The sequence below is a fragment of the Kribbella aluminosa genome, from assembly GCF_017876295.1.
GTDB classification, from domain to species: Bacteria; Actinomycetota; Actinomycetes; order Propionibacteriales; family Kribbellaceae; genus Kribbella; species Kribbella aluminosa.
Map to the genome: position 1 here is coordinate 4,080,615 of NZ_JAGINT010000001.1, position 18,103 is coordinate 4,098,717.

The window sequence follows — 18,103 nt, forward strand, 5'->3', positions numbered from 1 at the left end:
GACCGTGATGCATCTGCGCCTGATCGTTCCGCCGGATCGTAGCGAGCACGTCCTGAACACCCTGGTCGCCGATCCGCGGGTCACCAGCATCGTGCGGCTGCCCGGCGCGGCCCGCCGCCCCGACGGCGACGTGGTCGAGTGCGACGTGACCCGCGAGGCGACCTCCGACATCCTCGGCTTCCTGAAGGCCGAGGGCCTGTACGACGAGGGCGCCGTCGCGCTGTCCGCCGTCGACTCGGCCCCGTCGCGGAACGCCCAGGCCGCGGAGAAGGCAGCACCCGGTGCGCCCGACGACGCGGTGATCTGGGACGCCGTGGTCGACCAGGCGTACAACGAGGCCGGCGGCTCGTGGGTGTACTACGCGTTCCTGACGCTGGCGACGATGATCGCCTCGGTCGCCGTGGTCACCGACTCCGCGATCCTGGTCGTCGGCGCGATGGTGGTCGGGCCGGAGTTCGGGGTGGTCGCCGCGCTCGCCGTCGGGCTGTTCCTGCGCAAGCGCGGGCTCTCGCGCGCGTCGCTCGTACTGCTCGTCAAAGGGTTCGTGGTCGCGATCGTGCTCACCGCGATCGCCGCGCTGCTGGCACGCGCGGTCGGGTGGGTGGACGTAAGCGATGTGACGGCCGCGCGCCCGTTGACCGGGTTCATCTGGCGACCGGACAAGTGGTCGGCGGTGGTCGCCGTACTCGCCGGATGTGCCGGTGTGCTGTCGCAGACGGCCGGTCGCGGCAACGCGCTCGTGGGGGTGTTCATCTCGGTGACCACAGTCCCGGCCGCCGGTGATCTGGCGTTGTCGCTCGCGCTCTGGGCGCCGCACCAGATCGGCGGATCCGCGGCGCAGCTCGGTATCAACCTGGCCGGTATGACCGTCGCCGGGGTGCTGACGCTGATGCTGCAGCGGGTGGTGTGGCGCAGCTACCTGCGGGTCAAGCGCAGGACGGGCGCGCGCGTTGAGGCTTGACCGGGCGTCCCCTGTCCGGTCCGCGCGCGCCCGGCACGTCAGATGTACCCCACTCGAGGGGGTCGTGCACCTGTCCGGGTACTGACGTATGTCGGCCATGACGTGAAGTCGCCAAACCGGTCGAGCCCGTCCGGGGAACGAGATAGCCTGATCGGATGCTGGAGTCCGTGGGGGTGGAGCCGTCCGACGAGGAGGCCTACCGAGCGCTGCTGTCCGCGCCGGGTTGCGAGATCCAGCCGCTCGCCGACCGCCTCGGCCGGGACCTGCAGGACGTGATCGCGACCGTCGGCCGGCTCGAGAAGCTCGGTCTGCTGACCAGTACCTCCGACGACCCGGTCCGCCTGCTGCCGACCCGCCCCGACGTGGCGGTGGACGCGCTGGTCGCCGTACGACGGGCCGAGCTCGACCGCGTCCGCGCCGAGGCACGGGTGCTGCTGTCCGAGCTGAGCACCCAGGAGCGGTACCGGCCGGAGAACCTGGTCGAGGTGATCGTCGGGCAGGAGGCGATCGCGGCCCGGTTCACACAGCTGCTCAACGGGACGCGGAACCAGCTCCTCGTCCTCGACCGCCCGCCGTACGCCGCTCAAGCCGCCGAGTCCGACAGTACGGTCCGCGGGCTGCTCGGTGAGGGGGTCGTCGTGCACGGCATCTACTCCCCCGACTCGCTCGACATCCCGGGCGGCGTTGACGAGGCGTTCAGCGCTGCCGACGCGGGCGAGACCTCGCGGGTCCATCCGCAGGTGCCGATGAAGCTGGCCGTATTCGACGGCAGGATCGCGCTGCTGCCGTTGTCCGTGGATCAGCTCGTCGACAGCGCTCTCGTCGTCCATCCGTGTGCGTTGCTGGACGCGCTGATGGAGATGTTCTGGTTGCTGTGGGACCAGGCGGTGCCGGTGGTTCCGGCCGCGAAGGCCGACCCGACCGACGCGCGGCTGATGACGCTGCTCGCGGCCGGTTTCAAGGACGACGCGATCGCGCGGCAGCTCGCCTTGAGCAGCCGTACCGTCGGCCGCCGGGTCGCCGAGCTGATGGAGACGCTGGGCGCCCGGACCCGTTTCCAGGCCGGCATCCACGCCCAGCGCCGCCACCTTCTCGAGGACTAGCAGGTGTCCCTAGCAGGTACCCAGCATCTGCTGCAGCGCCGTCTTCTCGGTGGACTGCAGGGACAGGCTGTAGGTGTACTTCACCCAGATCCAGTACCGCGCGTACAGGCAGTGCACCGCGGTGTTGGTCGGCTGCCACGCCGACGGGTCCCGGTCACCCTTCGAGCGGTTGCTCGACGCCGACACCGCGATCAGCTGCGAGATCGTCAGGTTGTTCGCGAACTCCTGACGCTTCGCCTGGGTCCAGCCGCTGGCGCCCGACTTCCACGCCTCCGCGAGCGGCACGATGTGGTCGATGTCGACGTCCGAGGAGTTCGTGAACGTCTGCTTGTCGTACACGCTGTACCAGCTGCCGGAGGTCGGCTGGCAGCTGCTGTCGACCTTCACGCCGGTCCCGTCGCGCTTCAGGACCTCTTCCCGGGTGTCGCAGGTCCCCGACTGGTTGATCCAGTGCGGGAACTTATCCCGGCTGTAGCCGGTCGTCGAGCCCTCCGCCTTGACGGTCAGGCTCGCCAGCTCGGTGGCCGCGGCGCTCGCGGACGGCGGGGTCGGCGGCGACGCCATGACCGGCCCGGCTGTCAGAGCCCAGGCGGTCGCGGCGGCTGCCACGGTGGTGACAAGGGTGGTCATACGGGTGAACTTGCGGGGCATTGGTCAGGCCTCCGATGGGTGGGGCGGATCCCCCCGGACGTTGCTGCCCTCAGCCTTCCCCGATCACGCACCGTAGGAAACCACTCACCAGTTACAGTCGAGTGAACGTCAGTCGTGTTCCACGACGGTCAACGTCCACCCGGCCCCAGGCTTGCCAGGGTGGTCGAGTTCGGCGTTCCAGCGCTCGCCGATCAGCTTGTGCAGGGATTTCGCGGTCCCCGGATCCTTGCCCGATTCAAGCAAGTGCCGCGCGACCAGACCGCGGGTGTGCTTGGCGTTGTGCGAGACGACGGTACGTACGCCGTTCCGTTCGCGGACCACGTTCACCGACACCCACCTGTCCGCCTGCGCACCGCTCGGACGCCACGCGGCGACGTACGTCGAGGAGCGGCAGTCGACGATCACGCCGTCCACGTCGGCCAGTGCGGCGTTGAGCGGTTCCCGCCAGACGGAGGCGAGCGGTCCGTGGCCCGGCAGCGTCGTACCCATCGAGAGTCGGTACGGCGGGACGCGGTCGGCCGGGCGGAGTGCGCCCCAGGCGGCCGAGACGACGAGCAGCCGGTTCGCGGCGCGGCGCTTCGTGCCCGCGGAGAGCGTGGCGTAGCCGAGGGCGTCGTACAGGACGCCGGAGTACAGCTCGGAGACCGGAACCGACGGCTCGGTGCGCCAGCGGGTGTTGCGCTCGACCTCGTGCTGCAGCGAGGCGCCGACCTCCAGTACGTCGTGCGCGTCGGCGGAGGCGGACACCTTCGCCAGCGTCTCCAGCACCTGCTCACGGACCGGGTTCAGCTCAGGAAACGACAGCGTCGAGAAGTCCACAGCACGACCGCGCGTCCGCCCGGTCTTGCCTTCGGAGGGCGGCAGGAGAATCAGTGTCATGGGGCCTCCCGGCCTGGACTGAGGAGCGCAGGGAGCGAAGCGACTGGAGCGACGAGGGGAGGCCGGGAGTAGCAGCCCCGTGACACGCCGCGCGGAGCGCGGCATTCAATACAGTTCACGTGAGTTCGTCGAGGGCGGCGAGGTCGGCGGGGGTCGGGTCCCAGGTGCCGGCGGCGACGTTCTGGGTGATCTGCTCGGGCTTCGTCGCACCGGCGATCACCGACGCGACCGCGGGCTGCGCGGCCAGGCCGCCGATCGCCACGTCGATCATCGTCAGGCCCCGCTCGGCCGCGAACGTGTCCAGCGCCTCGAGCTTGTCGAAGTCCGCCCGCGCGAGCCGCTCCGGCTGCGACGCCAGCCGGCTGTCCTCGGGTGCCGACGTACCACGTTTGTACTTGCCGGACAGCAGACCGGAGGCGAGCGGGAAGAACGGCAGGACGCCGATCCCGAGGTGCTCGCAAGCCGGCACCAGCTCGTCCTCGACGTCACGCTCGAGCAGCGAGTACTGGTTCTGGGCGCTGATGAAGTGCTCCAGGCCGTTGGACCGTGCCGTCCAGTCCGCGTCGACCACCTGCCAGCCCGCGAACTGCGAGCTGCCGATGTACCGCACCTTGCCCTCGGCAACCAATTCGGACAGGGCTGCCAAAGTCTCTTCGATGGGCGTCACCGGGTCCGGGAAGTGCAGCTGGTACAGGTCGATCCAGTCGGTGCCGAGCCGCTGCAGGCTGGACTCGACCGCCTTCCGGATGTACCGCCGGGAGCCGCGGACGCCCCAGTCCGGGCCGTTCACACCGCCCATGTCACCGCCGAACTTGGTCGCGATCACGACCTCGTCGCGGCGCGCACCGAGCGCCTTGCCGAGCAGCTCCTCGCTGAACCCGTGCTCGCCGCGGTAGATGTCCGCGGTGTCGAACAGCGTGATGCCGGCGTCGACCGCGGCGCTCACGACGGCCTCGGTCCGGCCCGCGTCCAGCCGGCGCCCGAAGTTGTTGCAGCCGAGTCCGACGACGCTCACGGTCAGACCCGAGTCACCCAGCTGGCGGTACTCCATATTGCCCATGGGGCTCAGCCTAGTCACCGCATACAGTGGCCCTCATGCCGAGTCTCACCGTCGACGGCGCCCGCACTCGGGCCGCCGCGCTTTCCGTCCACTCGTACGACGTCGACCTCGACCTCACCCAGGGCGAGCGGACGTTCGGATCCGCCACGACGATCCGGTTCACGACCTCCGCGCCGTCGAGCTGGGTCGACGTGAAACCCGACGAGCTGATCTCGGTCACGCTCAACGGTTCGGCCGTCGACGTGGCCGGCCTGAACGACGGACGGCTCGAGCTGTCCGGCCTGCAGCCGGACAACGAGCTGGTCGTCGTCGCCACGATGGCGTACTCGCACGACGGCGAGGGCCTGCACCGCGCGGTGGACGCCGCCGACGGGCTCGCCTACACGTACGCGATGTCGTTCCTGGACGCCGGCCCGCGGATCTTCGCGTGCTTCGACCAGCCCGACCTGAAGGCGCCGTACCGGCTGAAGGTCACCGCGCCGCCGGAGTGGCTCGTGCTCGGCAACGGGGCCGCAACGCAGGTCTCCCCCGGCCGCTGGGAGCTCGCCGAGACCAAGCCGCTGTCGACGTACTTCGTCACCGTGGTCGCCGGGCCGTACCACCAGGTCACCGACGCGCACGACGGGATCAACCTCAGCGTCGTCTCGCGGCAGTCGCTCAAGGACGCCCTGGACCGGGAGGCCGCGGACATCTTCGAGGTCACCAAGCAGTCCTTCGACGAGTACCACCGGATGTTCGGCTACCGGTACCCGTTCGGCGAGTACCACCAGGCGTTCGTGCCGGAGTTCAACGCCGGCGCGATGGAGAACCCGGGCTGCGTGACCTTCCGGGACCAGATGGTGTTCCGGTCCGCGGTGACCGACGGCGAGCGCAGCCAGCGGGCCCGGACGATCGTGCACGAGATGGCGCACCAGTGGTTCGGCGACACCGTGACGATGAAGTGGTGGAACGACCTCTGGCTGAACGAGTCGTTCGCCGAGTACATGGCGCACCGGGTCGCGACCGCCGCCACCCGGTACACCGACAACTGGCTCGACTTCGCCTACATGCGCAAGTGGTGGGGCCTGCAGGCCGACCAGCGGTCGTCGACGCATCCGGTCGCGGCCGACGCGGTCAAGGACGCGGCCTCCTCGCTCGACGACTTCGACGGCATCTCGTACGCCAAGGGCGCCGCGACCCTCAAGCAGCTCGCGGCGTACCTCGGCGACGATGTCTTCCTGGCCGGTGTCAACGCGCACATCGCGGCGCACGAGTTCGGCAACGCGACCTTCGCGGACCTGGTCGGGAAGTGGACCGAGGCCGGCGCGACCGGGCTCGACGAGTGGGCCCAGGCCTGGCTGCGGACGCCCGGCCTCGACACGTTGACCGTCGTCCGGACGGCCGACGGGATCAAGCTGCACCGGAAGGCGCCCGCGGCGTACCCGGCGTCCCGGCCGCACAAGCTCACCGTCGCCGGGTACGACGCCGACGGCGGGCGGACCACTGTCGACGTACTGGTCGATGCCGATGAGGTGGACGTCGACCTGGACCCGTCGGTCGCCGTGGTGATCCCGGACTCCGGCGACGACAGCTGGGCGAAGATCCGGCTCGACCCGGACAGCCTCGCGAACCTCGCGGCGCTGCTGCCGAAGATCGGCGACGGGGTCACGCGGGCCGTCGTACTGAACAGCGTCCGGGACTCGGTCGCCGACGCCGAGCTGGACCCGAAGGCCGGGTTCGGCGTGGTGCTCGGGATGCTGCCGACCGAGACCAGCGACATCGCGGTCGGGACGATGCTGAACTGGTCGATCAGCCACCTGCTCGGCGTCTACCTGCCGTACGAGCCGTACCGCGGGCAGCTGGCCGGCGTACTGCAGGCGCGGCTGGAGACCGTCGAGGCCGGGACCAGCGTGCAGTTGTCGCTGGCCCGCGGGTTCGCGCGGTTCACCGACGACGCCGACCGGCTGAACGGGTGGCTGGCCGGTGACGACGTACCGGATGGCGTGACGATGGACGCGGACCTGCGCTGGCTGGTCACGCTGCAGCTCGCCCGGCTCGGTGCGATCGGCGAGGCCGAGATCGCCGCCGAACTGCAGCGCGACCCGTCCTCCGAAGGCGTCGTACACGCGACCCGCTGCCGCGCCGCGCTGCCGACCGCCGAGGCGAAGGAGCGCGCCTGGGCGCAGATCACGACCGACGCCGACCTGCCGAACTACGAGCTGTACGCCGCGTGCGAAGGGTTCTGGCACCCGACGCAGGCCGAGCTCACGGCGCCGTACGTCGACCGGTACTTCGCCGAGATCGCGGGCACCGAGAAGCTCCGATCGGGCTGGGTGGTCGCGAGCAGCGCCAAGCTCGCGTTCCCGCGGTACGCGATCGAACAGCGGGTGGTCGATCTGGCCGGCGGCCTGATCGCCGACGAGTCGGTCGCGGCCGGCATCCGGCGCTCGGTGGCCGACAGCGCGGACGATCTGAAGCGGGCGCTGTCGGTCCGTTCGGCCTTCGGTGACTGACCCGTCGTGGGCCGTCACGCCGTGTTGTGACTACTGTGACTGGTGTGACCAGGAGGACCCTGGTGACCAGGCAAGATGTGTTTTCGTGACGTAACCTCCACAATGACCGGGCGGCACGGCGCGCCGGTCTTGGTCAGGCCCAGCGTCCGGGAGAGACTGTCTAGAACCGCACAGGAGAACAAGGTCAATGCGCGAGGCGAGGCTCGTCGGTCTGAGCCAGGATGGGAAACAGCTCATCCTGGCGATGGCAGAGACGGGCGAGGAGTTCGCCGTACCGGTCGACGACCGGTTGCGTGCGGCCCTCCGCGGCGACCGTGCCCGACTCGGCCAGCTGGAGATTCAAATGGAGAGCGCGCTGCGCCCACGAGACATCCAGGCTCGTATCCGCGCCGGCGAAAGTCCCGAGGCGGTCGCGGCGGTCGCCCAGATGCCGATGGAACGCGTGATGGCGTTCGCCGGCCCGGTCCTGGCCGAGCGGGACCACATCGCGACCCTCGCGCAGCGCGCGTCCGTCCGCCGTCGCGGTGGCGGCGACGCTCCGACGCGAAACCTGGGTGCCTGGGTGACCGACCGGTTGCGGCTCCGGCACGTCGACCCGGCGTCGGCCGAGTGGGACGCGTGGCGCCGCGAGGACGGGCGCTGGGCGGTGCGGGTGTCGTACTTCGTCGAGTCCGAGGACAGCGAGGACTCCGGCGAGGAGCAGAAGGACGAGAAGGTCGGGATGTTCGCGTACGACGCTCCCGGTCGGTACGTCGTACCCGATGACGACGAGGCGCGCTGGCTGGTCGGCGAGCAGGCGCAGGTCCTGCCGACCCCCGTACAGCCGCAGCCCGGCGAGCGCCGGCTGGCCGCGGTCGCGGACATCGACCCGCTGATCGCACCGGACCACGGCGCCGACAGCTACGAGGCAGGCTTCGAGGACACCGTCGCCCTGCGCCGCCGAAACCACCCGGTTTCCCGCGACGACACCCAGGGCCACCAGCGCGAGGTCTCCCGCACCTCCCACGACACCGACCGCGGCCCGCGCCGAGTCCACTCCGTCCCCAACCCCGACGAAGAACCAACCCTGATCGACGTCCCCGTCGACCAGCCCCCCGCCCCCCGCCCGTCGGTCCGAGCCGTAGAACGCCCCACCCCACCCCCCACCTACGCCTCCCCCGCCGACCCCCACCGCGACGACGATTCAGTCGACGACCTCGGCGACGAGCCCTCCGCACTCAACACTCGCGACTCCCGGTCAACGCGCGGTTTCCACGACGAGTCGGCGCGCGACTTCCGTGACGAGCAGCCCGGGCGCGGACTGCCGGACGACCGCTCCGCTCGCAACCGGCCGGCTGGTTCGCGCCAGGAGCAGGCGCCGTCGGCACGTGCTACTCCGTCGCGGACCCCCGAGACGCAGCGGGCCGAGCCGAGCCGTCCGACCGGACCGCGACCGACAGCACCCCGCCCGGCGGACCCACGCCCCGAGCAGAGCGCACGCTCTGGCGAGCAGCGTCCGTCCGAGGACCGCCGCCCAGCACCGGACCGCGCCTCCGAAGACAACCAGCCCGAGTACACCCAGTCGGCCCGCGCCGAGCAGCCGCCGGGCGACGCCCGCACCGAGTCCGCTCGTCCCTCCAAGCCGGCCACAACCCCCGAGCAGCCGGCCCTGCCGGAAGGCGCCGACAACACCCAGGCCACCGACCCCCCAGCCGAACCAAAGAAGAAGCCCGCCCGCCGCGGCAAGCGCGCAAGCGTCCCCAGCTGGGACGAAATCATGTTCGGCAAGAAGGCCGACTGACCCACGGAGCAGGTACGCCTCGGACTCCCATCACCCGAACTCGTCTGCGTCGGCGCTCGATCCATAAGCGCGAATTGGATTCGCCGGCGGCAGAACCGGGGTCGAGGAATCCAGAACAGCGGTTGGCGCTGAGAATGATCTTGATGTTTGTGGGTGTTGAGGTGGGTGGGGTGGGTGAGGGTTTGGTGATCATGAAGTTACTTTGGGTGATCATCCGGAAACGTGGCGTGTCTACGTTTTGCGTCCATGCCTGTCGAATTCCTGTCTGATGAGATGGTCGCCGCGTACAGCACCTTCGGGGAGGTGCCGCCGTCGTCGGACCTGGAGAAGTTCTTCTTCCTCGACGCCTCCGATCGGGATCTGATCGCGCAGTCGCGTGCGGATTCGCACCGTCTGGGTGTGGCCGTCCAGATCTGCACCGTCCGGTACAAGGGCCTGTTCCTGGAGGACCTCCTCGCGGTGCCGTGGCCGGTGGTCGACTACCTGGCCGAGCAGCTTGAGATCGGGGACGCCTCAGCGGTGCAGAAGTACACCGAGCGGCCCAAGACCTCCTACGAGCACGCCTGGAAAATCCAGGCCGCCTACGGGTTCGTGACCTTCGGCGACCGGGAGAGCTGGCGCGCGTCAGCTCAACAAGGGGTTCCTGACGTTCCTGCACGGGCGGGCGTGGACGCACGCGGAGGGGCCGGTGGCGTTGTTCGACCAGTCGGCGGCCTGGCCGCGCCGGCACCGGGTGCTGCTGCCGGGGTGGTTTTGTGGAATTCGAAGTACCTGCGCTGCGCTCGCCGACCACTGACCAGGACGCCGCAGATGATGGCGAGTGAGTGATCACGTGGCCGAGACGCTGGCCGGTATCGCGGCGGCGCTCGATGCCGCACGGTGCCCGGTGATCCTGGCTGGGCAGGGCGCGAAACTCTCCGGGGCTGGTCCGGTCTGGCCGGGCCACGCTCGGGAGCGGAGAGCACTCCCGGTGCGATCGGGAGTGCCCTCCGCACCGGGAGGAGCGCTATTGGCAGGTGTTGGTGCTCGGGGAGCAGAACTTGAGCTCCGGGTAGCGCTTTGACGGTTTGTCCAGCAAGGGTTGTGGCTGGTTGCGCAGGTTCAGGTCGAAGAAGGCTAGGACGTATCGGCGGGTGATCTGCATGCCTCGGGTGCCGGGCAGGACGGCGTTGTGGCCGAGGCCGAGTTGGTCGTTCAGCAGCCCAAGGTCGGTGAAGGACATGTGTTGCGCCCCGGCCACGACGAGCCAGCGCTTCCAGCTGGTCAGGAGTTTCCAGTCACGGTCCCAGCTGGTGTCCGGGCCTCCCGGGCTGTGGTTGGCCTGCGTGCCCAGGAACAGGAACGGCCGAGGCAGTCCGCTGTCTGGGATCGAGGCGTAGGTGGTGCCGTCCATGTCGATGCCGGCGCGCACGCGGGAGTCCTTCAGCAGGGCTGCTATGACGCTGGCGCCGCCGAGGGAGTGGCCGACCATCGCGATCCGGGACGAGTCGATCAAAGATGCGCCCCTCCATGCCGGGTGCAGCCCGGTCAGTTCGTCGAGCACGAAGGAGACATCGGCTGCCCGTACCTGCATGACCTTTGTGAGGAACCCGGGATCTTGGGTGGCCCGGCAGGCGACGCATGCGGTGGTCCGCCCGTCGGGGAAGGTCTCGGCGAAGTTCTCGTAGGTGTGGTCGATCCCGGCCACCACATACCCGTGGCTTGCCAGGTCCTCGGCCAGGCCCGACAGTGTTTTACGAGTCACCTGGAAGCCGGGCGAGAGCACCACGAGGGGGAGACCGTGCCTCCGACCGGCTGGTTTGGCGTCACTGAAGGCGCCGGTCCGGACTCGGCTCAGCGCGTCGTAGGGCACGCCGGTGACGCCCTCGCCCTTCAGAAGGAGTTCTGACTCCTTGGGCGTCATGTATTGCGCCCGCTGTCGGCCCGGCGATGTCGCCGGATACCACAGGGTGACCATGAGTTCCCGGGCCTTCTGCTGGGGGACCCAGGGGTCGGGACGGGAGGAGTCCTTCAGATACACCGAGGTCGTGCCGACCGGATGAGGACCGGTCGGCTTGAGCAGATAGGGCGTGGCCGAAGGGGTAGCGGACGTAGTCGCCGACACCGGGGAGGCGGACGCCGGCGAGCAGGCGGCGGACAGCACGAAGGCGAGGAATGTGGTGGCGGCGGCCAGGCCACCACGCAGCCCACGGGTCCACGACCCGACGATCATCGCTTGACCGCCGCCGCGGCAGGTACGGCCTGGTCGGACGGAGCGAACTGGAGGTTCATGGCGTTCCTCTCGATCTCGATGAGTTCGAAGCCGACCCGGGTTTGCCGGGCTGCCGATTACGCTAGATATCGACCTGCCGGCGCCGATATGGGGCTGGATGGCATGTATGGGGTACGTGTAGACGTACCTGCGGTTCGGGGTTCAAGGTCACTGCGGGTCGGTCGGACGCACGGCACAATGAACCGAAATACCCCCGGCCGAGGAGATCAGCGGTGACCGGTAGAGCGACGATCCCGGCAAGGGCGGTCCCGCGGCGCGAGCGCTGGCCATGGACGTTCTGGATAGGCGATGGCCTGGTGGCTTGTGCCCGCGGGCTGGTGTTGTGCGGGTTGACGCTGGCCGGAGCCGCCGCGCTGCTGGGAGCTCCGGTGCTCGCGGTGGCCGCCGTAGGGCTGCACCACCCCGATGGCCCGGGCTCGGTGCCGTCCCCCGGTCCCGGCACCCGCGGTCAGTACGACTACGTGTGGCTGGGTCTGGCGGTCCTGCTGGTTTCGTGCAGCGTGGTGGGCATGCGGTGGGTGACCGGACGCATCGCCTGGCCGGCCGGGGCCGTGCCGCTGGCGCCTCCGGTACTGGCACTGGCGGCCGTAGGGATCAACCGTGGCACGCCCACTGGCGGACGTAGCTTCCTGTGCCTGGGCCTGGCGGTACTCCTGGTTCCTTGCGGCGCGCTGGGCACGCGCTGGGTGGCCGGGCTGACCAGACGGCTGGTCGGAGCGTGGTGCGGGGTGCCCATCGCCGTCCCGTACCGGCCCGCTCCGGGCGAGCAGACCGGCCGCCGGCGGTGGATCGGCTGGCTGCTGACCGACCCGGCGACCTGGCGGGACCTGATGTGGACGGCCGTGAACACCACCGGCGGCTGCCTGCTGGTCGCCGTGCCCGCCGCCCTGCTGGCCGGTGGGCCGGGCGCCATGATCGCCCTGCAGCCGACCGCTTGGCTGGCCGTGCCGCTGGGTTTGGCGTTGATGGGGCTCGGGCTGTGGGCCGGGCCGCGGCTGCTGCCGGCCTACGGCGAGTTCGCCCGTTCGATGTTGGGCCCCAACAGGCAGGCTGAGCTGGCGCTGCGGGTCCGCCACCTGGCCCAGACCCGGTCGGCCACCATCGATGCCGGCGCGGCCCAGATGCGCCGCATCGAACGGGACCTGCACGACGGCGCACAAGCCCGGCTGGTGGCGATGGGCATGACCCTGGACGCTGCCGAGGAACTGGTCGAGACCAGCCCGCAGGCCGCACGGGCGCTGCTGGCCGAGGCCAGGGACTCCTCGGTCAAAGCGCTGGCCGAGCTGCGTGACCTCGTCCGCGGGATCCATCCGCCGATGCTGGCCGACCGAGGGCTGGTCAACGCGGTGCACGGGCTCGCCCTGGACCTGCCGCTGCGGGTTCACTTCGCGGGCGAGTTGCCCGGCCGGCCACCGGCGCCGGTCGAATCAGCGGCCTACTTCGCGGTCAGCGAGCTGCTGGCCAACGTGTCCAAACACGCCCGTGCCGGTGCGGTCTGGATCGACATCGGCCACACCGCCGGGACACTGCGGATCGGCGTCACCGACGACGGCCGCGGCGGTGCCGATCCCGCGCAGGGCACCGGGCTGCGCGGCCTGGAGCAGCGGCTCGCCGCGTTCGACGGCATCCTTGCTGTCAGCAGCCCGCCCGGCGGGCCGACCATGGTGAACCTGGAGATCCCGTGCGCGTTGTCATTGCCGAAGACCTCTTCCTGCTGAGGGACGGCCTGACCCGGATGCTCAGAGCACGCGGAGTTCAGGTCACCGCCGCCGTCGACAACGGGCCGGACCTGCTCGCCGCCGTGGCAGCCGACAGGCCGGACGTGGCCATCGTCGACGTCCGGCTACCACCCACCTTCACCGACGAGGGATTGCGCGCCGCGCTCAAAGCCAGACGGGAGGCGCCCGGGCTGCCGGTTCTGGTGCTGTCGCAGTACGTCGAACCCCTGTACGCCCGCGAGCTGCTGACCGACAACGCAGGCGGCATCGGCTACCTCCTCAAAGACCGAGTCATGCGCAGCGCCCCCTTCATCGACGCGGTACGCCGAGTCGCCGACGGCGGCACCGCCATCGACCCCGAAGTCATCACCCGCCTGCTCACCCACAACTCCAGCGACACCACCCTGGCCACACTCAGCCCCCGAGAACGCGAAGTACTCACCCTCATGGCAGAAGGCCGCTCCAACACCGCCATCGCCCAGCACATGGTCATCACCGAACGAGCCGTCGCCAAACACACCACCTCCATCTTCCACAAGCTCGGCCTGCAACCATCCGACGACGACAACCGGCGAGTCCTCGCCGTCCTGGCATACCTCAACCGCTAAAGGCCCCTCCCCTCTCCGCGTTCCGGGTCGGAGGTAGCTCCCAAATGGCATGGCCGATGGGGGTGGAATCGTTCGTCTACGCCGCCCTCGGCCGATCCAATCAGGATCCCGCGCCCGACCTGCGACAACCGGCCACCGATCCAATCGGATCCGATCCCGGCTTCCGCCCCTCCTTTTCGCCCCCTAAATCGCTGCGGATGCCCGTCGGACACCGCCCAGCCGACCGGAGAGTGGGACACGATGGTCCGCATCTACCTGCGGCACTCCACTGACAAACAGACCGACGCCCGCCAGCGGCACGCCCTCGCCCCGCTGCTAAAGGCCGGCGCCCCCGTCTACGACGACCCCGCCACCTCCAGCCGCCAGCTCTCCCTGCACCGGGCGGGGTTCACCAAACTCCTGGACGAGGCCGCCGACGTCGTAACCGCCTACCAGGAAGGCGCCGCCGTCAAGGCCCTGGCTCGCCAGCACCAGGTCGCCCCCGAGGCCATCCGCCTCACCGCCCCGCTCGCCCTCCACCGGGCGGCCCTCCAGCAGAGCGCCGCCCTCGCCGCCGACACCGCCACACCCGCCGCCCGCAAGGCCCACCGGGTCTACGCCACCCGGATCAAAACCGCCGAACAGTAGCCGCCACCAGGCTACTCGCCAGCACACCCACACCAGATCCATCAAGATCATTCTCAGCGCCAACCGCTGTTCCTGGATTCCTCGACCCCGAGGACAACGGCAACCACCTCAGCGCCCGACGACAGAGGTACAGCCGGCACGAAGGGTTGACAAGACCCAAGGCCCGGCGTGGCGTAAGGCCAGGCCAGCCGCCGTTGCGATCGGTCTTCTCTGCTCGCTGACGGTTGGGTGTACTTCCCAGGGGCCAAGCGGCGCCCGGAAGACCCAGGTGCTCCGGTTGCGTCCATGCCCGCGAATGTCGGCACCATCGGCAACCTGCGCCTGCACGATGGCAGCCTCGAATGATCCGCTCATCCCTCAACCAGAGGACATCAGCGCCGGACCGCTGAGTTACCCCGATGCTCGGATCACCCTCGGGGGCACACGCTGAGCGTGTGTACTTCGGCTGGTCACGGATTCAGTTAGTCAATCCGTCGGTCCGGGTTGAACGTCAGACGCATCACGGTTCTGGCGCCGGCGTCGCGGAGAGTGAGGAACCCGCGTGCCTCATATGAGGCGCGGCGTCCCATCCAACTGTCGTTCTCCTCGGCCCTGCGGCTGGCTTGGGCGTGCGGTGCGAGGTTCGTCTTCGGGAACGCGTCAAGAGCGACGGCACCGCGCTCTCGCGCGTGGTCGATCGCTGCGTCCAGCAACGCGCTGGCTATACCTCTTCCCCGGACGTCGCGATCGACGTAGAAACAGGTGACGGCGAAGACATCATGGTCTCCAGCAGTTGGCCCGTACTGCCGAGATCGTTCAAGCCTGCTGTGGTCCGCACGTGGCGCCACGGCGACCCAGCCAACCGGACGGTCGTCAATGTAGGCGACGAGCCCCGGATACCGGCCTTGATCGACGGTGGCCTTCAGCGCCGCTTTGCGGCGGTCGGCCGGCCCCTGCTCGTCTCGCCAGAGCATGCACCAGCAGTGACCCGGAATCGGAACGCCACCGCGTGGACCTTTGCGTTCGAATAGTTGGACCAGGTCGTTCCAGCGGTCAGGAGTGACTACATGTACTTCCATTTGGGGAGGGCTCCCCGGGGTGGTGTCCTCGCGGTGGACGGGCATCAGATACCTCCCTGAGTATCAGTCGGCCGGCGGCCAGCAAACGCGAGGGGATGGCCCCGCGTGGCCGGCATAGGTCTGCACCTCCTCGCATGGCCGTGCGATCGTCGGCAGCACTCAGCACCCGCGCCTCAGAGCAGCCCGGCCCAGAACGAGCTCTCGGAGTCAATATCCGCGGCGTCGAACACGATCATCCGGTGTTTCACCTCCATCTGCAGCTCCTCGTCGAAGCTAGACCCAGGCTGATCAGCGCTGTTACGCGTGACCCTACTGGCTGAATCTCGGGCGAGAGTTCGGTCTCGATCGCGCGTCGCCTCGCCGGTCACCACCCATGCCGCTGAAGCCAGTCGGCCACCGGGGCTGTCGCCGGGCTTTCAGGATCGCCGAGGCCGCAGCCGCCGTGGTCAAGACCAGCGAACTCGGCGACGTCGATCCCAAGCCCGCGAAGTATGTGCTGGTCCTTGAGCGAGACGCGCTGGGCGTCCAGCGTTGGTGGGCTGTCGTCTGCCCCGCGCGTTCCACGATCAGCCCACCGTGCGGTTACCGCGTTGCGCGGGTCAGTGCGGCGCGGATGACGTCCTCGCCGGCCGGTTGGCCCTTCTCGTTCGAGTACGGTCCGTACGGCGTCCCCCACACCGGCGTGCCGGTCGCCTGCCGCCAGCTGTCGGCCAGCGGTCCGGCGTCGACCACGCTGTAGCCGATGGATTCGATGAACTCGGTCACCGTCGCCTTTGCCGGCGCGGAGTCCCCGGCGATCGGCAGGTACGAGCGGTCGGCCACCCCCGCCGGGCGGCCGAGTGCGAACAGGTGTTTGTAGAAGATGTTGTTGAACGCTTTGACGAGCCTGGCGTCCGGGAGGTACCGAAGGAGCAGTTCGCTCGAGGTGAGCGCGTTGCTGTCGAGTTCCGGGATGTACCCGTCACGCTCGGCTCCGTAGTTGCAGGTGTCGATGACCGTCTTCCCGGCCAATGGCGCGGCGGGCACATCGGGGAACGCCTTGACCGGCACCGTGACCACGACGATGTCACCGGCCGCCGCAGCCTCCCCGCTCGTCGCCGCGGACGCTCGCAGCCCCAGTCGCGCGGTCGTGTCGCCGAGCGTTTCCGGGCCGCGGGAATTGCTGATCACGACCTGGTGCCCGGCGTCGACGGCCAGGCGCGCGATGGTGAGGCCGATGTTGCCGCTTCCGATGAATCCCACAGTCGTCATCTGGGTCCCTGTTCGCGCTTCGTGGGGAAGTAGTGGCCGTTGTCCAGACCGGCGAGCAGACCGGGCTGCGCGGGTTCCCAGCCGAGGGTCTCGCGGGTGATGAGGTTGGACGCCGGGTAGCTCTGCGTGACGATGTTCGCGAGGAACCCGAAGTATCCGGGCACCATCAGGACGTCGGCAGGGATGCTCACGACGGGCAGGTCCAGTCGGCTGCCGATGGCCTCGGCGATCTCGCGGAGCGGGATGGCCCCGTCCCCGACGGCGTGCCAATAGCTGCCTGCCGGCCCCTTCTCCAGCGCCAGGCGGAACACGGACGCAAGATCGCGGACGTGTACGGCGTTCCATAGGTTAGCGCCGTCTCCGGGGTAGCCGACGACGCCTTTCTCCTGTGCGAGCGCGATCAGCTGTACGAGGAAGCCGGCAGGATCGGTCGTGCTGTGTGCGATGTTCGCGATCCGAACGACCGAGGACCGCACGCCTTGCTCGGCCAGGCCAATCACGGCGGTTTCCACCACGTTGCGAACGCGCAAGGTTCCCTTGTACTCATCGCCGCCGGGAAGCGCCGGGTCCTCCTCGGTGGCCGGCCGGCCAAGGTTGCCGGGCGAGCCGATGCTTCCTGCCGCGACCAGCGGCTTTCCGGTTCCGGCGAGCGCCTCGCCGTAGGCCAGCATGATCGGGAGCTCCGCGGCGGCCACGGCGTCGATCCCGCCGGAGGTAAGCAGGTCCTGGCGGTGCGCGACGTGGATGACGCCCTCGGAGTCCGCGGCCGCCTCCTTGAGCCCGTCGAGATCCTCGAGGTCGCCGCGACGGACCTTCGCGCCGAGCGCGGACAACGCCGTCGCGGCCGTGTCCGACCGGGCCAGGCCGGTGACCTCGTGCCCGGCGGCGATCAGCTCGGGGATGATGTAGGAACCGGTGTGGCCGGTCCCGCCAGTAACGAAAACGCGCACTACTGCTCCTTATGCGTCTAGGTGGAGGTGCTTCTCGTTGCGCTCAGCCGGCCAGGTTGACGCCGAGAGAGAAGTTGAAGGTTCCTAGGCCATGGCTGGCCAGGCCGATCATCACCAGGCCCAGCCCTTCCAGCCAGCGCGCCACCTGCAGTCCGCCGGCGTCCAGCGGGCGCAGCCCGAGGCTGTCGATGAAGGCCGACACCCTTGCCTTGGCGTCCGCGTCGTCGCCGGCGAGCAGCACGTCCAGCGAGCCGCCCTGAGCCAGGACGTGGCCGAAGATGGTATTGAACGCTTTCACCACGTGCGCGCTCGCCGGGGCGGCCTCGGCGATCTCCTGTGCACCAGAGGTGTCGCCCGGGGTGACCAGCCCGGCGGCATCGGCATTGAAGGTGTTGGTGATGTCGATGATGACCTTGCCGGCGAGCGCGTCTCCGTACTGCGCGACGATCGGCACGGCACCGGCGTACGGCACGGCGAGGATGACGAGGTCGCCGGCTGGGGTGGCGCCGAAGGTCCCGGCCGTGGCCCGGCCGCCAAGCTCGGCGGCCAGGGCCTTGGCCTTGGCCGCGTCGCGGCCGATGACCTCGACGGCGGCATCGCCCGCAACCGCGCGGGTGGCGATGGCGCGGGCCATGCCCCCAAGGCCGATGATGCTGATGCTGCTCATGATGTGCTGCCTTCTCGAGTCCGTTG

16 protein-coding genes are annotated in these 18,103 nt (G+C 69.5%); 8 read left to right on the plus strand and 8 right to left on the minus strand.

Translation table 11 applies throughout. From position 1 onward, the window contains the following. Positions 1–7 precede the first annotated feature (7 nt). Together JOF29_RS19540 and JOF29_RS19545 are read left to right on the plus strand one after the other, a co-directional pair. Positions 8–961, plus strand: coding sequence for a DUF389 domain-containing protein (locus JOF29_RS19540; RefSeq protein WP_209696226.1), 954 nt, complete (start codon positions 8–10; stop codon positions 959–961). A gap of 155 nt (positions 962–1,116) precedes the next feature. Next, positions 1,117–2,064 carry a helix-turn-helix domain-containing protein gene (locus tag JOF29_RS19545; RefSeq protein WP_209695593.1) on the plus strand — a complete coding sequence of 316 codons (948 nt, stop codon included), beginning with the start codon at positions 1,117–1,119 and terminating at the stop codon, positions 2,062–2,064. A 9-nt stretch (positions 2,065–2,073) separates the two neighbouring features. Here the strand turns inward: JOF29_RS19545 and JOF29_RS19550 are convergent, their stop codons facing one another. The 3 genes from JOF29_RS19550 to JOF29_RS19560 form a co-directional block, all read right to left on the minus strand. Then, positions 2,074–2,694, minus strand: a complete 621-nt coding sequence (locus JOF29_RS19550; protein ID WP_209695594.1) for an HNH endonuclease family protein — start codon at positions 2,692–2,694, stop codon at positions 2,074–2,076. Positions 2,695–2,823: 129 nt separating this feature from the next. Continuing rightward, positions 2,824–3,594, minus strand: a complete 771-nt coding sequence (locus JOF29_RS19555) for a YaaA family protein (RefSeq protein ID WP_209695595.1) — start codon at positions 3,592–3,594, stop codon at positions 2,824–2,826. Between the two features lie 115 nt (positions 3,595–3,709). Further along, positions 3,710–4,654, minus strand: a complete 945-nt coding sequence (locus JOF29_RS19560; protein WP_209695596.1) for an aldo/keto reductase — start codon at positions 4,652–4,654, stop codon at positions 3,710–3,712. 35 nt (positions 4,655–4,689) lie between these two features. On the opposite strand from JOF29_RS19560, the gene pepN reads away from it, so the two are divergent. The 3 genes from pepN (at position 4,690) to JOF29_RS19575 (ending at position 9,754) form a co-directional block, all read left to right on the plus strand. After that, complete coding sequence (gene pepN / locus JOF29_RS19565; RefSeq protein ID WP_209695597.1) at positions 4,690–7,146, plus strand: aminopeptidase N; 2,457 nt, start codon at positions 4,690–4,692, stop codon at positions 7,144–7,146. Positions 7,147–7,333: 187 nt separating this feature from the next. Then, a complete protein-coding gene (gene sepH / locus JOF29_RS19570) occupies positions 7,334–8,926 on the plus strand; it encodes a septation protein SepH (RefSeq protein WP_209695598.1) in 1,593 nt (530 codons plus the stop codon). Between the two features lie 246 nt (positions 8,927–9,172). Continuing rightward, entirely contained in the window at positions 9,173–9,754 is a 582-nt protein-coding gene (locus JOF29_RS19575) for a DUF4158 domain-containing protein (protein ID WP_209695599.1), read from the plus strand. Between the two features lie 178 nt (positions 9,755–9,932). On the opposite strand, the gene JOF29_RS19580 is transcribed toward JOF29_RS19575, so the two are convergent. Then, positions 9,933–11,138, minus strand: coding sequence for an alpha/beta hydrolase family protein (locus JOF29_RS19580; RefSeq protein WP_209695600.1), 1,206 nt, complete (start codon positions 11,136–11,138; stop codon positions 9,933–9,935). 272 nt (positions 11,139–11,410) lie between these two features. Here JOF29_RS19580 and JOF29_RS19585 point away from each other — a divergent pair, with 272 nt between their 5' ends. The 3 genes from JOF29_RS19585 (at position 11,411) to JOF29_RS19595 (ending at position 14,151) form a co-directional block, all read left to right on the plus strand. Beyond that, complete coding sequence (locus JOF29_RS19585) at positions 11,411–12,916, plus strand: sensor histidine kinase (protein ID WP_209695601.1); 1,506 nt, start codon at positions 11,411–11,413, stop codon at positions 12,914–12,916. Further along, a complete protein-coding gene (locus JOF29_RS19590) occupies positions 12,880–13,524 on the plus strand; it encodes a response regulator (RefSeq protein ID WP_209695602.1) in 645 nt (214 codons plus the stop codon). Before JOF29_RS19585 ends, JOF29_RS19590 begins: the two co-directional genes overlap by 37 nt. Positions 13,525–13,764: 240 nt before the next feature. Next, positions 13,765–14,151, plus strand: a complete 387-nt coding sequence (locus JOF29_RS19595) for a recombinase family protein (protein ID WP_209695603.1) — start codon at positions 13,765–13,767, stop codon at positions 14,149–14,151. Between the two features lie 461 nt (positions 14,152–14,612). Here the strand turns inward: JOF29_RS19595 and JOF29_RS19600 are convergent, their stop codons facing one another. The 4 genes from JOF29_RS19600 to JOF29_RS19615 all read right to left on the minus strand — a co-directional run bounded on the left by JOF29_RS19600 (position 14,613) and on the right by JOF29_RS19615 (position 18,077). Continuing rightward, entirely contained in the window at positions 14,613–15,254 is a 642-nt protein-coding gene (locus JOF29_RS19600; RefSeq protein WP_209695604.1) for a GNAT family N-acetyltransferase, read from the minus strand. 537 nt (positions 15,255–15,791) lie between these two features. Continuing rightward, positions 15,792–16,460, minus strand: a complete 669-nt coding sequence (locus JOF29_RS19605) for an NADPH-dependent F420 reductase (protein ID WP_209695605.1) — start codon at positions 16,458–16,460, stop codon at positions 15,792–15,794. After that, on the minus strand, positions 16,457–17,410 hold the full coding sequence (locus tag JOF29_RS19610) for an SDR family oxidoreductase (RefSeq protein ID WP_209695606.1): 954 nt from the start codon (positions 17,408–17,410) through the stop codon (positions 16,457–16,459). Before JOF29_RS19610 ends, JOF29_RS19605 begins: the two co-directional genes overlap by 4 nt. A gap of 43 nt (positions 17,411–17,453) precedes the next feature. Continuing rightward, positions 17,454–18,077 (minus strand): NADPH-dependent F420 reductase, encoded by a 624-nt coding sequence (locus JOF29_RS19615; protein WP_209695607.1) that lies wholly within the window; start codon positions 18,075–18,077, stop codon positions 17,454–17,456. Between the last annotated feature and the right edge of the window lie 26 nt (positions 18,078–18,103).

What these genes read in the sequence shown, in the direction of transcription:
- JOF29_RS19540 (WP_209696226.1), top strand. Translation starts at nt 8, where the DNA reads ATGCATCTGCGCCTGATCGTTCCGCCGGATCGTAGCGAGCACGTCCTG.
- JOF29_RS19545 (WP_209695593.1), top strand. Translation starts at nt 1,117, where the DNA reads ATGCTGGAGTCCGTGGGGGTGGAGCCGTCCGACGAGGAGGCCTACCGA.
- JOF29_RS19550 (WP_209695594.1), bottom strand. Translation starts at nt 2,694, where the DNA reads ATGACCACCCTTGTCACCACCGTGGCAGCCGCCGCGACCGCCTGGGCT.
- JOF29_RS19555 (WP_209695595.1), bottom strand. Translation starts at nt 3,594, where the DNA reads ATGACACTGATTCTCCTGCCGCCCTCCGAAGGCAAGACCGGGCGGACG.
- JOF29_RS19560 (WP_209695596.1), bottom strand. Translation starts at nt 4,654, where the DNA reads ATGGGCAATATGGAGTACCGCCAGCTGGGTGACTCGGGTCTGACCGTG.
- pepN (WP_209695597.1), top strand. Translation starts at nt 4,690, where the DNA reads ATGCCGAGTCTCACCGTCGACGGCGCCCGCACTCGGGCCGCCGCGCTT.
- sepH (WP_209695598.1), top strand. Translation starts at nt 7,334, where the DNA reads ATGCGCGAGGCGAGGCTCGTCGGTCTGAGCCAGGATGGGAAACAGCTC.
- JOF29_RS19575 (WP_209695599.1), top strand. Translation starts at nt 9,173, where the DNA reads ATGCCTGTCGAATTCCTGTCTGATGAGATGGTCGCCGCGTACAGCACC.
- JOF29_RS19580 (WP_209695600.1), bottom strand. Translation starts at nt 11,138, where the DNA reads ATGATCGTCGGGTCGTGGACCCGTGGGCTGCGTGGTGGCCTGGCCGCC.
- JOF29_RS19595 (WP_209695603.1), top strand. Translation starts at nt 13,765, where the DNA reads ATGGTCCGCATCTACCTGCGGCACTCCACTGACAAACAGACCGACGCC.
- JOF29_RS19600 (WP_209695604.1), bottom strand. Translation starts at nt 15,254, where the DNA reads ATGCCCGTCCACCGCGAGGACACCACCCCGGGGAGCCCTCCCCAAATG.
- JOF29_RS19605 (WP_209695605.1), bottom strand. Translation starts at nt 16,460, where the DNA reads ATGACGACTGTGGGATTCATCGGAAGCGGCAACATCGGCCTCACCATC.
- JOF29_RS19615 (WP_209695607.1), bottom strand. Translation starts at nt 18,077, where the DNA reads ATGAGCAGCATCAGCATCATCGGCCTTGGGGGCATGGCCCGCGCCATC.